A 13,637-nucleotide genomic window follows, 5' to 3' on the forward strand; every position below is an offset into this window, starting at 1 on the left:
ATGCAAAAACCTTCTCTCAAATCCAATTCCTACTTTTTCAGCAGCAACCGCCATCAAAATTTTTTAAGGGGCTGTACTAGATTAGCCCTAAATTCCACATCATTTTTGCAGGATTTTAAGCTGCCGGGACGGTGTGCCGAAATTAAATCGAAATTCGCATTCTTTCAAGAACAGCGGGAAGGATTTGCGATCGATTCCGTTGTATTTTCGCAAGACGCGTTTTGCCTGATTCCAAAAATTTTCAATGCCGTTAATGTGGTTCTGACGGTCTGCAAATTCCTTGGAATGGTTGATGCGGTAATGGATAAAACCGCTCACGTCCAACTTGTCGTAACTGCTCAGACTATCGGTATAAACAATACTGTCCGGCATAATTTTCCGTTTGATAACAGGCATCAAAGTATCGGATCTGGCATTGTTTACGACAACGGTATAGACTCGTCCGTTGCGTTTCAGAATGCCGAAGATAACCACTTTTCCTACCGCCCGCGACCACGTCTGCCTTTACGCCGTCCGCCGAAATAGCTTTCGTCCAGCTCGACAGGGCCCTCGAAAACCTCATCGGCAGCCAAGGCCAAATGATAGTTTATAACCGTGCGGATTTTACGGTAGAACAGTGCTGCTGAATTGGGATGGATACCCAAAATATCGGCGGCAGAACGGGCGGTCACTTCGAGTACAAAAAAATGGATCAGTTCTTTCTGTACTTTTTTCTTTAATTTGCAGTGTGTTATCTTCATATTTCGAGGGTAACATATCTGCTAATCTAGTACAGCCCCAATCAAAATATAGTGGATTAAATTTAAATCAGGACAAGGCGACGAAGCCGCAGATAGTACAGATAGTACGGTAAGGCGAGGCAACGCCGTACTGGTTTAAAGTTAATCCACTATATCTATGCTGCCGGCCCCATCAGCACTTCTTCACATCCGAAGGCAAAAATCCGTAATGCCGCTTGAACGCTTCGTTAAACCGTCCCGCGTGGCGGTAGCCGCAAAAGTGCATGGCGGATTGGACAGTGCTGCCGGATTCGATGAGGGTGAGCGCGTGTTCCAGCCGTAGACGGCGCAGGCGTCCGGCGACGGTTTCGCCGGTTTGCGCTTTGAAATAGCGTTTGAGGTAGCATTCGTTCAATCCGACGCGGCGGGCGATTTCGGCGATGGTCAGCGGGCGGGCGAATTCGCTGTTCAAAATATCGGCGGCTTCGTCTATGCGCCGGCGGCGGTAGCCGTTGTCGTGGCGGCGGAAGGTGAAGCGCAATAATCGGGCGGAGAGTTCCAGTGCGGCGGCTTCGTCAGCGAGCAGGCCAAAGCCGTCTGATTCGAACGGGCGTTGCAGCAGGGGGCAGGCCGCCGCCGTCAGTGCCGCCGCGTTTTGCGCCAGCCGTTGCAGGGCGAATCGGCCTATCGTTTGTGGCGAAAACAGGCGTTCGTCCAGCAAGCCTTCGTCGTGCCAGCGGCGCAGTTTTTCCAGCGAAAAATCCAAATGCAGCGCGCACATACCTCCGTTGTCGGGCAGCAGGGTTTCGGATACGTCCGCCAGTTCGCCGCGTACCAACCAGATTTCGCCGGCAGACGGGCGGTATTCCCTGCCGCCCATTTGTAACCGGTTCTGCCCCGATACCATGACGAACAGGGCACAGTTGTGGCTGAAATTGTGGATTTCGGTGGGAAACGCGCCCGTTCCGCCGCCGCGCATCCGCGACAGGGTGATGCCCGAGTCGAAGCGGTTGATGCACATTTCCAGATGCAAACCGGGCTGTTTTGCCTGCGCCATGAGCGCGCTGTCGGAACAGCCATCCAATGCCCAGCCGGATTTATCGGAGCGGACATAGGTTTGGTATTGGCGGTAGATGGCGGCGGTGTTCATGCTTGGATAGGAACGGGTTGTCTGATAAGTGGATTAAATAGGAATTATTGCCAATAATCAAGCGTAAGGATTGGTTGAAACGGGAAAGGCCGTCTGAAAGGGTGTTTCAGACGGCCTTTGCCGTTTCGGGAATTTGTTTTGCCGTTTCGGGAATTTTGCGTTTTGCAGCATGGTTTTTGCAGATTATTTGTTTAATAATAAATATTCTTATTCGTATACAAAGGAACCGCACACCGTGAAGCCACGTTTTTATTGGGCAGCCTGCGCCATCCTGCTGGCCGCCTGTTCGCCCGAACCTGCCGCCGAAAAAACTGTATCCGCCGCATCCCAAGCCACATCTGCCGCTACGCTGACCGTACCAACCGCGCGGGGCGATGCCGTTGTACCGAAGAATCCCGAACGCGTCGCCGTGTACGACTGGGCGGCATTGGATACGCTGACTGAATTGGGCGTGAACGTGGGCGCAACCACCGCGCCGGTGCGTGTGGATTATTTGCAGCCTGCATTTGACAAGGCGGTAACGGTGGGGACGCTGTTCGAGCCCGATTACGAAGCCCTGCACCGCTACAATCCGCAGCTTGTCATTACCGGCGGGCCGGGCGCGGAAGCGTATGAACAGTTGGCGAAAAACGCGACCACCATAGATCTGACGGTGGACAACGGCAATATCCGTATCAGCGGCGAAAAGCAGATGGAAACCCTGGCGCGGATTTTCGGCAAGGAAGCGCGCGCGGCGGAATTGAAGGCGCAGATTGACGCGCTGTTCGCCCAAACGCGCGAAGCCGCCAAAGGCAAAGGACGCGGGCTGGTGCTGTCGGTTACGGGCAACAAGGTGTACGCCTTCGGCACGCAGTCGCGGTTGGCCAGCTGGATACACGGCGACATCGGCCTGCCGCCCGTGGATGAATCTTTACGCAGTGAAGGGCACGGACAGCCCGTCTCCTTCGAATATATCAAAGAGAAAAACCCCGACTGGATTTTCATCATCGACCGTACCGCCGCCATTGGGCAGGAAGGGCCGGCGGCTGTCGAAGTATTGGATAACGCGCTGGTACACGGCACGAACGCTTGGAAACGCAAGCAAATCATCGTCATGCCTGCCGCGAATTATATCGTTGCGGGCGGCGTGCGGCAGTTGATACAGGCGGCAGAACAGTTGAAGGCGGCGTTTGAAAAGGCAGAACCCGTTTCGGTGCAGTAGTTTTATTCAAAACAAACCACAAGGAGAACCCCATGCAAAACGAAACCATCAACCTGAAGCAGCACCTTGCCGCCATCAAAGAATACTGGCAGCCCGAAATCATCAACCGCCACGGGTTCCAATTCCGCCTGGTCAAACTTTTGGGCGATTACGGCTGGCACACGCACGGATACAGCGACAAAGTGCTGTTTGCCGTGGAGGGCGACATGGCGGTGGACTTCGCCGACGGCGGCAGCATGACGATACGCGAAGGCGAGATGGCGGTCGTGCCGAAGTCGGTGTCGCACCGCCCGCGTTCAGAAAACGGCTGCTCGGTGGTGCTGATTGAGCTGCCCGACCCGTCCGAGGCCGTCTGAAAACGAAGTTTCCGAAGGAAGCTGAGTTTCTGCGAAGCTAAAAGCAGCCTGCACCTTCAATATGCCGAAAACGCAACTCCACTGCACATCAACACAAAGGAAATCCCATGACACGCTTCAAATATTCCCTGCTGTTTGCCGCCCTGCTGCCCGTGTACGCGCAGGCCGATGTTTCTGTTTCAGACGATCCCAAACCGCAGGAAAGTACCGAATTGCCGGCCATCACCGTTACCGCCGACCGCACCGCGAGTTCCAACGACGGCTACACCGTTTCCGGCACGCACACCCCGCTCGGGCTGCCCATGACCCTGCGCGAAATCCCGCAGAGCGTCAGCGTCATCACATCGCAACAAATGCGCGACCAAAACATCAAAACGCTCGACCGCGCCCTGTTGCAGGCGACCGGTACCAGCCGACAGATTTACGGCTCCGACCGCGCGGGCTACAACTACCTGTTCGCACGCGGCAGCCGCATCGCCAACTACCAAATCAACGGCATCCCCGTTGCCGACGCGCTGGCCGATACGGGCAATGCCAACACCGCCGCCTATGAGCGCGTGGAAGTCGTGCGCGGCGTGGCAGGGATGCTGGACGGCACGGGCGAGCCTTCCGCCACCGTCAATTTGGTACGCAAACGCCCGACCCGCAATCCATTGTTTGAAGTCCGCGCCGAAGCGGGCAACCGCAAACATTTCGGGCTGGGCACGGACGTATCGGGCAGTCTGAACGCCGAAGGCACGCTGCGTGGCCGCCTGGTTTCCACCTTCGAACGCGGCGACTTGTGGCGGCAGCGCGAGCGCAGCCGCGATGCCGAACTCTACGGCATTTTGGAATACGACATCGCACCGCCAACCCGCGTCCACGCAGGCATGGACTACCAGCAGGCGAAAGAAACCGCCGACGCGCCGCTCAGCTACGCCGTGTACGACAGCCAAGGTTATGCCACCGCCTTCGGCCCGAAAGACAACCCCGCCACAAATTGGTCGAACAGCCGCCACCGTACGCTCAACCTGTTCGCCGGCATTGAACACCGCTTCAACCAAGACTGGAAACTCAAAGCCGAATACGACTACACCCGCAGCCGCTTCCGCCAGCCCTACGGCGTGGCAGGCGTGCTTTCCATCGATCATAGTACTGCCGCCACCGACCTGATTCCCGGCTATTGGCACGCCGACCCGCGCACCCACAGCGCCAGCGTGTCATTGACCGGCAAATACCGCCTGTTCGGCCGCGAACACGATTTAATCGCGGGTATCAACGGCTACAAATACGCCAGCAACAAATACGGCGAACGCAGCATCATCCCCAACGCCATCCCCAACGCCTACGAATTTTCCCGCACGGGTGCCTACCCGCAGCCTGCATCGTTTGCCCAAACCATCCCGCAATACGGCACCAGGCGGCAAATCGGCGGCTATCTCGCCACCCGCTTCCGCGCCGCCGACAACCTTTCGCTGATTTTGGGCGGACGATACACCCGTTACCGCACGGGCGGCAGCTACGACAGCCACACCGGCGGTACGCCCACCATCCGCGCCAACCGTTTCACCCTCTACACAGGCATCGTGTTCGACCTGACTGACAACCTGTCGCTTTATGGCTCGTACAGCAGCCTGTTCGTCCCACAATCGCAAAAAGACGAACACGGCAGCTACCTGAAACCCGTAATCGGCAACAATCTAGAAGCCGGCATCAAAGGCGAATGGTTTGAAGGTCGTCTGAACGCATCCGCCGCCGTGTACCGCTCCCGTAAAAACAACCTCGCCACCGCAGCAGGACGCGACCCGAGCGGCAACACCTACTACCGCGCCGCCAACCAAGCCAAAACCCACGGCTGGGAAATCGAAGTCGGCGGCCGCATCACGCCTGAATGGCAGATACAGGCAGGATACAGCAAAAGCAAAACCCGCGACCAAGACGGCAGCCGCCTGAACCCCGACAGCGTGCCCGAACGCAGCTTCAAACTCTTCACCGCCTACCACTTCGCCCCCGAAGCCCCTAGCGGCTGGACCATCGGTGCGGGTGTGCGCTGGCAGAGCGAAACCCACACCAACCCTGCCACGCTCCGCATCCCAAATCCCGCCGCCAAAGCCCGCGCCGCCGACAACAGCCGCCAAAAAGCCTACGCCGTCGCCGACATCATGGCGCGTTACCGCTTCAATCCGCGCGCCGAACTGTCGCTGAACATGGACAACCTGTTCAAAAAACACTACCGCACCCAGCCCGACCGCCACAGTTACGGCGCACTGCGGACAGTGAACGCGGCGTTTACCTATCGGTTTAAATAAGGTCGTCTGAAAACGGAGTTTCCGAAGGAAGCGGAGTTTTTGCGAAGCTAAAAGCAGCCTGCACATTGGGAATGCCCCCGTGGGGGCAGCAAGCCGAGCAACACTGCCCGATTGCCGTTTCAGGTAGCCCGAAGCCGTCTGAAACTCCATTTTGTCCATAATCAAAGGAAAACCATCATGAAAAACATCAAAACCCAACTTTTCACCGTCCTCATCGGCCTCTCCGCCGCAGCCGCGCCCGCTGCCGAAACCGCCCAAGGCACGGGCAAAGTCTTTGAAGATGAAAACTACACTGTCATCCGCGAAACCCTGCCCAAAGGCAAGGAAATCCCCCGCCACAACCACCCCGGCCACACCCTGCTGGTTACCCAAACCAAAGGCAGCTCGGTATTTTTGTTTGATGGCGGAAAAAGGCAGGAATTGAGGCTGGGCAACGTTCTGAAGGCGGACGGCAGAGAATACGTCGCCATCAAAATAACTGACGACAGCGAATTGGTGATTGTGCTGGTGAAGGACGCAGAGAACGGTCGGAACGGAAAATGACATCCGTAAAAGCCGGGGTGGGTTGCAAAAAAAATACTAACCGTCTGACAACAAACAAAAACAAATTCCTGCTTGTAGGTTAAAATCAGCCTATGCTAATATGCGCAACAACAGGTTTTTCCAGAATAATCTGTGCTAAAATGCAGGATTAGATGGAAAACTCTATCCGAATTCGGTACAATACCGACGAATTATTTCCCTTAAACAACCTGCCGCAAGGCGAAAAGGAACGACTGACATGTCAAACATCGAACAACAAGTTAAAAAAATTGTTGCTGAACAACTGGGCGTAAACGAAGCCGAAGTGAAAAACGAATCTTCTTTCCAAGACGATTTGGGTGCTGACTCTCTGGACACCGTAGAACTGGTGATGGCTTTGGAAGAAGCTTTCGGCTGCGAAATCCCTGATGAAGACGCTGAAAAAATCACTACCGTACAATTGGCTATCGACTACATCAACGCCCACCAAGGCTAATCGGTCGCACCAAACATCCAGCCTCTGCTGCGCCATCGCAATAGAGGCTTTTACCTTATTATTAAACCCCTGAAATTTCAGACGGCATGAGTTTTGCCCGTTTTCACGAAGAAAAAAGAGCAAGGCTGCCGCGAAAATCCCGACAACCAACAGCGAGATTATCATGAGTCAGAGAAGAGTAGTCATCACAGGTCTTGGCCAAGTATCACCGGTCGGCAACGACGTCGCCACCGCATGGAGCAATCTGCTCGCAGGCAAAAGCGGCATCGGACGGATTACCCGCTTTGACGCATCCGACATCAACAGCCAAATCGCCGGCGAAGTTCGCGATTTCGACATCGGCCAATACATCAGCGCGAAAGAAGCGCGCCGTATGGACGTGTTCATCCACTACGGTATTGCCGCCGCCCTGCAGGCCATTAATGATTCAGGCTTGGATGATTTGGAAACCCTCGACAAAGACCGCGTCGGTGTCAATATCGGCTCCGGTATCGGCGGCCTGCCGAGCATTGAAGCGACCGGTAAAGCCGTCATCGAAGGCGGCGCGCGCAAAATCAATCCTTTCTTTATCCCAGGCTCGCTGATTAACCTGATTTCCGGCCATGTGACCATCCTCAAAGGCTACCGCGGCCCGAGCTACGGCATGGTTTCTGCTTGTACAACCGGCGCACACTCTATCGGTGACTCTGCACGATTGATTAAATACGGCGACGCAGATGTGATGATTGCAGGCGGAGCGGAAGGCGCGATCAGCACTTTGGGTGTTGGCGGTTTTGCTGCCATGAAGGCACTTTCCACCCGAAACGATGACCCTGCTACCGCTTCCCGTCCGTGGGACAAAGGCCGTGACGGTTTCGTTATCGGCGAAGGCGCTGGCGTGCTGGTGTTGGAAGAATTGGAACACGCGAAAAAACGCGGTGCGAAAATTTACGCCGAAATCGTCGGTTTCGGTATGAGCTCCGATGCTTACCACATTACGGCGCCTAACGAAGAAGGCCCTGCATTGGCCGTTACCCGCGCCCTGAAAGATGCTGGCCTGAACCCTGAAGACGTAGATTACGTCAACGCACACGGTACCTCGACTCCTTTGGGCGATGCCAACGAAACTAAAGCCATCAAACGCGCTTTAGGCGATCATGCGCGCAAAGTCATTGTTAACTCCACCAAATCCATGACCGGCCACTTGCTTGGCGCGGCCGGCGGTGTGGAAGCGTTGTACAGCGTGTTGGCGGTACACGAGCAAAAATCTCCACCGACCATCAACATCTTTGAACAAGACGTTGAAGCCGGTTGCGATTTGGACTACTGCGCCAACGAAGCACGCGATGCGAAAATCGACGTTGCCATCTCCAATTCCTTCGGCTTTGGCGGTACCAACGGCACATTGGTATTCAAACGCTTCAAAGACTGATAGAAGGTTTTAAGTAGATTGAAAAGGCCGTCTGAAACTAAGTTTCAGACGGCCTTTTTTATTTTAAAATACAAATATTCTTGATAATCTGTATCATTTATATAAAAATATCGACTCCTATCAATATCGCCCGAATTTTATCGGGTAATCAACCCAATTACATTTTTAAGGAGTCTGCAATGAAAACTATTCGTATTCTAGCATTGGCCGCTGCACTGGCCGCCGTGCCCGCATTTGCGTCTGATTTCGGCCATGAACAGGCATTGACCATAGACGGCAAGCCTGCCCATCTGGCAGAAACTTCAGCCCGTATTTTGGCAAACGAAACCCTGACTGCGCCGCAACTGGTCGAAGATATCACTGATGGATTCGGTTCGAAAAAAATTCCAGGTTATAAATTGATGATTATGGGCCGCACTTATTCGGTGGCGGCAGAAACCAAACCGCCGAAAGAGGGCCAAACTCAGTGGCGGGACAATACGTTCATTCATCGCGGCGTAAAACTGTTTGTCGGTATTCCGGTCAAAAACGGCAAGATGGATTTGGCATCTGCCCGATTGATTAATATCGGTGTGGTTGACGATAACGGTGGTGCTGCGCCTCATGATGAGGGTGAAAAAATCCGTCCGGTCGGTAAGCAGCTGATGTCCCCCGATACCAAAGTGGGAAATGTGAAACTCAATATTGCCAAACTGACGTTGCCAAATATGAAATTAGGCGAAACCAGTGGCGGTGGTGTGAAATTGGAAGCATCGGCAACATTGGACGGTAAGCCGATACAGACTAAAATCGACAGCACGTTCTCCCGCTTCTATTCCGCCAAACCGGCAGCTACACGGCCGTTTATGGCAGATGCACGGTTTGTGAAATAATTGTAAAGGCCGTCTGAAATCCTGCTTCAGACGGCCTTTTATATAACGAAACTGCATAAGTTTAGTTTTTCATAGATTAAAGGTAAGGAGTTAAAAAAGCGTAGAATGGCGATTTTAAAAATTCATCATTGGAGGTCGATCATGACGGTAACGATTTTAGACGGCGGAATGGGGCGTGAACTGCATCGGCGCGGCGCACCGTTTCGTCAGCCGGAATGGTCTGCTTTGGCTTTGATGGAAGCGCCGGAGATTGTACGCGAAACGCATTTGGACTTTCTTCGCGCAGGCGCACAGGTGATTACGACCAACAGCTATGCGCTTGTACCGTTTCATATCGGGCAGGAGCGCTTTGATGCTCAAGCTGCCGAATGGGCAAGGCAGGCCGGCCGTTTGGCGCGTGAAGCAGTGGAACAAAGCGGGACTTCTGCAAAAGTGGCCGCAAGCCTGCCGCCGTTATTCGGTTCTTACCGCCCTGACTTGTTTGACAAACAAGTCGCACCTGCTTTGGCTCGCCCTTTAATATCGGGTTTGATGCCGTTTGCTGATATTTGGTTGGTAGAAACCGTATCCAGCTTGGAAGAAGCGCGTTTCTGGCGCAGCAGTCTGCCTGATGACGGTAAGCCGTTTTGGGTGTCGTTTACTTTGGAAGATACGATGCCGCATGATGTACCGGTGTTGCGTTCGGGGGAAAACGTGCACGAGGCAGCGGATTTCGCGGTAGAAATAGGTGCGGCGGCAATGTTGTTCAATTGCAGTCAGCCTGAAGTAATGGCGGAAGCTTTGAAAGTGGCACATGAAGCCCAAAGCCGTCTGAAACTGGGTGTTTACGCCAATGCATTTGAACCGGTACAAGGACAGATGAACGAGGCTAACGACGGTTTGGATCCGATTCGCACTGATGCCACGCCGGAAAATTATTTGGCGTGGGCGAGACAATGGGCGGATTTGGGTGCTGAAATCATCGGTGGGTGCTGCGGTATCGCACCTGAACATATCCGTGCGTTGGCGCAAGGATTTAAGGCCGTCTGAAAGTGGCTGCATAATATTTTGATACGGTTAGAACAGGCTAAAAAAGCCGGTAATGCCGTCGCTTCACAAACACATAATGATAAAAATCAGGAATAAACATGTCGCAAAAATCTCAAATCGGCTTGGTTGCACTGACGGCCTTAGTTATCAGTTCCATGATTGGTTCGGGTATTTTCAGCCTGCCGCAGAATATGGCTGCCGTTGCAGGTTCGCAGGCTTTGCTGTTGGGTTGGCTGATTACCGGTGTGGGCATTATCTTTCTCGGCCTGTCATTTTCGGCCTTATCCAAACTTAAGCCCGAATTGGACGGTGGTATTTATACGTACGCCCGCGACGGCTTCGGCGATTTGATGGGTTTTTTCTCGGCGTGGGGCTATTGGCTTTGCACCACGGTCGGTATTGTCGGCTATTTGGTGGTTGCGTTTGAAGCAGTAGGCGGATTTGTCGATACGCCGGACAACGTGATTTTCGGCAAAGGCAACACATTTGCTGCTTTTGTTGGAGAATCAGTAATTGTGTGGCTGATTTACTGGTTGGTAGTGCGCGGTATTAAAGAAGCGGCAGGAGTGAACCTGATTGCGACGGCAGTCAAAGTATTTCCGCTGATTTTATTTATTGGTATGGCAGCCTATTTCTTTCAAACCGAAGTGTTTATGTCCGATTGGACAGGGGCGAGCCTTGCTACGCCTGAAAATCCTGATATCAGCCTGATGACGCAGGTGAAAAACACAATGCTGATTACGCTGTGGGTGTTTACCGGTATTGAGGGTGCGGCGGTTTTGTCCAAGCATGCGCGAAGTCGTGCTGATGTCGGTCGAGCAACCATTATCGGAGTCAGCTTGACGCTGGCAATGTACGTGGCAATTACCGTCTTGGCTCAAGGCATTTTGCCTCGTGCGGATATTGCAGCAATGGCTAATCCGTCTATGGCGGGCGTGTTGGCGCACATGGTCGGCTCTTGGGGTAAAGTGTTGATTTCTTCCTGCCTGATTGTGTCTGTGCTGTCGTCTTATTTAAGCTGGACGCTGTATGCGACCGAGATTCCGCACATGGGTGCGAGAAACGGCGCATTTCCAAAATCGTTTATCCCGTTGAATAAAAACGAAGTGCCGCAGGGTTCGTTGATGTTTACCACCTTGACCGTGCAGTTTTGCCTATTGCTGGTGTGGTTAAAAGGCGAGGATTATTCTGCCTTGCTGATGGTATCGACTTCCATGATTTTGATACCATATTTGTTAATTGGTGCATATCTGCTCAAATTATCGCTGACACAAAAGGCTGCGGCAAAATACCGTCTTATCGGCGCGGCAGCAACGCTTTATGCGGCTTGGATTGTCTATGCGGCAGGCACGGAATATTTGCTGCTTTCAGTCTTGCTCTATTTGCCCGGCGTATTGCTGTTTCTCTATTCGCAAAAGAAACACTACGGAAATTGTCAGTTCAACCGTATGGAAAAAGCCGTATTGGTATTGCTGTTGATTTTAGCTGTGCCGGCCGTACAGCAGTTTGTCGCTAGCTTACAAGCGTAAGCAGAAAGGTTTGAAAAAGGCCGTCTGAAATCCATTTTCAGACGGCCTTTTATTGATAAAACCGATTCAGTACCGCATCATTTTGCTGTCCACCTGCATTGCCCAAGCATCAATACCGCCTTGCAGGTTGTAGAGGTTTTCAAATCCGGCGTCTTCTAAATACATTGCCGTGTGCAGGCTGCGGATGCCGTGGTGGCAGTAAACGACAATGGGCAAATCGTCGTCGGGCAGCTCGTTTTGACGCAGGGGGATGAGGTTCATCGGGATATGAATGGCGGCAGGTAGGGTGCAGATGGCGCGTTCTTCATCGGTGCGGACGTCGAGCAGATGAAATGCGCGGCCTTCGTCCTGCCATTGTTTCAATTCGGTGGGCGAGAGTTGGATGATGTCGGTCATAGGGTTGGGTATGAAAGTATGAGGCCGTCTGAACTTTCAGACGGCCTGTTGTTTAAAAATCGAAATCGCCGAACGGATTGGCCGATTTATCTTCTAAGTGGGCTACGACAGTGTCGAACAATACCTTTTCGGAAAACTCGTTGCCGTTACGCGTTAGCAAAAGCGCGTGTTGTACCGGTTTGCGGCCGACAATGATGACCATGCGACCACCGTCTTTCAATTGCTCTTTTAAGATTTCAGGCACACGGTCTACTGCACCGCCCACATAAATCGCATCAAAAGGAGCGCCTTGAGATGCTTCGGTCAGGCCGTTGTTTTGCACATAATCGACGTTGGCAAAGCCCAATTCGTCCAAAACTTTTTTGGCGCGTTGCTGCTGCTCGGCGTCGATGTCGTCGGTTACGACTTTGCCGGCCAGTTTGGACAGCAGGGCGGTTGCATAGCCTGAGCCTGTACCGATTTCTAAGACGGTTTCGTCTTTTTTCAGTTTCAAGCCTTGAGCCAGGCGGGCAACGACTTTGGGTTCCAACATCTTATGGCCGTTGGTCAGCGGCAGCTCCATATCCGCATAGGCCAAACCTTGAAAAGCCTCGCCGACAAAATGTTCGCGCTCGATCTCCTCCAAAGCATCCAAAATGTCGAAGTCCAAGACATCCCACGGACGAATCTGCTGTTCAACCATATTGAAACGCGCTTTTTCAAAGTCCATATTTGTGCTCCGTTCAATTCTTAATTTTATCGAAGCATACATTATAAATCCTTGTCGGAGAGTGTGCCATCTTTCAGACGGCCCCGGAGGCTCGTTAATAATTGCCAAGCGCACATATATCCACTAAACTTTCACATTACACGACGCTACAGCAAGCAACAACCAACACACGGAGCAATAAAGATGTATCACCAAATCGGAATGTGGGACCAAAAATGGGTTATCGGCAACTGGAAAATGAACGGCCGACTCCAAAACAACAATGCGCTTATGCACCGCTTCCGTGTCATGCCAACCGCAGAACGTGTGTTAATCGGCCTGGCCGCTCCGACCGTTTATCTGTTGCAACTGCACAACGCCATGCAGATTGTTTTGAACAACCGCATCTTGACCTGTGCGCAAGACGTGAGCCGTTTCCCCAATAATGGCGCGTACACCGGTGAAGTGTCCGCCGAAATGCTTGCCGACATCGGTACAGACATCGTCCTCATCGGCCACTCCGAGCGCAGCCTTTATTTCGGCGAGAAAAACGAAATTCAACGCCGCAAAATGGAAAACGTCCTCAACGTCGGCCTGATTCCATTGTTGTGCGTCGGCGAAAGCCTGGAAGAGCGCGAAGCCGGTAAAGAACACGAAGTCATTGCACACCAGCTTTCCATCCTGCAAGGTCTGAACACCCAAAACATCGCCGTTGCCTACGAGCCTGTTTGGGCGATCGGCACAGGCAAAGTCGCCACCGTCGAACAAATCGCCGATATGCACGAATTTATCTACAAAGAAATCTTGTCTTTGTGCGGAAGCGATGTTAAAATCCGCGTTCTTTACGGCGGAAGTGTGAAAGCGGATAACGCAGCCGACATCTTCGCAGTACCTCATGTAGACGGCGCATTGGTTGGTGGCGCGTCATTATCATATGACTCCTTTACCGCCATCATCAACGCAGCACAAGCCTCGTAGAA

Annotated in this window: 13 protein-coding genes and 2 pseudogenes; 11 read left to right on the forward strand and 4 right to left on the reverse strand. The window is 53.0% G+C overall.

Translation table 11 applies throughout. From position 1 onward, the window contains the following. Positions 1-99: 99 nt before the first annotated feature. Positions 100-740: pseudogene (locus KCG54_RS00720) on the reverse strand (IS1595 family transposase). 44 nt (positions 741-784) lie between these two features. Between KCG54_RS00720 and KCG54_RS12030 the strand changes: the two are divergent. Beyond that, positions 785-850, forward strand: a pseudogene (locus tag KCG54_RS12030) (transposase); the annotation flags it as partial. A gap of 62 nt (positions 851-912) precedes the next feature. Here the strand turns inward: KCG54_RS12030 and KCG54_RS00725 are convergent. Beyond that, the gene (locus KCG54_RS00725) at positions 913-1,869 is read right to left on the reverse strand and encodes a helix-turn-helix transcriptional regulator (protein WP_254324351.1); all 957 of its coding nucleotides are present in this window, start codon (positions 1,867-1,869) and stop codon (positions 913-915) included. Positions 1,870-2,104: 235 nt separating this feature from the next. Here KCG54_RS00725 and KCG54_RS00730 point away from each other — a divergent pair, with 235 nt between their 5' ends. The 9 genes from KCG54_RS00730 (at position 2,105) to KCG54_RS00770 (ending at position 11,573) form a co-directional block, all read left to right on the forward strand. Continuing rightward, entirely contained in the window at positions 2,105-3,070 is a 966-nt protein-coding gene (locus tag KCG54_RS00730; RefSeq protein WP_254324352.1) for a siderophore ABC transporter substrate-binding protein, read from the forward strand. A gap of 32 nt (positions 3,071-3,102) precedes the next feature. Continuing rightward, a complete protein-coding gene (locus tag KCG54_RS00735) occupies positions 3,103-3,426 on the forward strand; it encodes a cupin domain-containing protein (RefSeq protein ID WP_009425946.1) in 324 nt (107 codons plus the stop codon). Positions 3,427-3,533: 107 nt separating this feature from the next. Next, positions 3,534-5,714, forward strand: a complete 2,181-nt coding sequence (gene tdfF / locus KCG54_RS00740) for a TonB-dependent iron piracy receptor TdfF (protein ID WP_254324353.1) — start codon at positions 3,534-3,536, stop codon at positions 5,712-5,714. A 177-nt stretch (positions 5,715-5,891) separates the two neighbouring features. Then, entirely contained in the window at positions 5,892-6,257 is a 366-nt protein-coding gene (locus KCG54_RS00745) for a cupin domain-containing protein (protein ID WP_254324354.1), read from the forward strand. A 238-nt stretch (positions 6,258-6,495) separates the two neighbouring features. After that, a complete protein-coding gene (gene acpP / locus KCG54_RS00750; RefSeq protein ID WP_003679644.1) occupies positions 6,496-6,732 on the forward strand; it encodes an acyl carrier protein in 237 nt (78 codons plus the stop codon). A 163-nt stretch (positions 6,733-6,895) separates the two neighbouring features. Further along, positions 6,896-8,143, forward strand: a complete 1,248-nt coding sequence (gene fabF, locus KCG54_RS00755; RefSeq protein WP_039861923.1) for a beta-ketoacyl-ACP synthase II — start codon at positions 6,896-6,898, stop codon at positions 8,141-8,143. A gap of 179 nt (positions 8,144-8,322) precedes the next feature. Beyond that, entirely contained in the window at positions 8,323-9,015 is a 693-nt protein-coding gene (locus tag KCG54_RS00760) for a hypothetical protein (protein ID WP_039861873.1), read from the forward strand. 141 nt (positions 9,016-9,156) lie between these two features. Next, positions 9,157-10,044 carry a homocysteine S-methyltransferase family protein gene (locus KCG54_RS00765; protein ID WP_254324355.1) on the forward strand — a complete coding sequence of 296 codons (888 nt, stop codon included), beginning with the start codon at positions 9,157-9,159 and terminating at the stop codon, positions 10,042-10,044. A 98-nt stretch (positions 10,045-10,142) separates the two neighbouring features. Next, entirely contained in the window at positions 10,143-11,573 is a 1,431-nt protein-coding gene (locus KCG54_RS00770) for a basic amino acid/polyamine antiporter (RefSeq protein ID WP_254324356.1), read from the forward strand. Between the two features lie 66 nt (positions 11,574-11,639). Here KCG54_RS00770 and KCG54_RS00775 read toward each other — a convergent pair whose 3' ends face one another. Then, positions 11,640-11,969, reverse strand: a complete 330-nt coding sequence (locus tag KCG54_RS00775) for a rhodanese-like domain-containing protein (protein ID WP_003679997.1) — start codon at positions 11,967-11,969, stop codon at positions 11,640-11,642. A 52-nt stretch (positions 11,970-12,021) separates the two neighbouring features. Next, a complete protein-coding gene (locus KCG54_RS00780; RefSeq protein ID WP_254324357.1) occupies positions 12,022-12,678 on the reverse strand; it encodes a protein-L-isoaspartate O-methyltransferase family protein in 657 nt (218 codons plus the stop codon). A 183-nt stretch (positions 12,679-12,861) separates the two neighbouring features. Between KCG54_RS00780 and tpiA the strand changes: the two genes are divergently transcribed. Next, the gene (tpiA, locus tag KCG54_RS00785; protein WP_254324358.1) at positions 12,862-13,635 is read left to right on the forward strand and encodes a triose-phosphate isomerase; all 774 of its coding nucleotides are present in this window, start codon (positions 12,862-12,864) and stop codon (positions 13,633-13,635) included. Positions 13,636-13,637 lie beyond the last annotated feature (2 nt).

The organism is Neisseria subflava (assembly GCF_024205705.1).
GTDB classification, from domain to species: Bacteria; Pseudomonadota; Gammaproteobacteria; order Burkholderiales; family Neisseriaceae; genus Neisseria; species Neisseria subflava_D.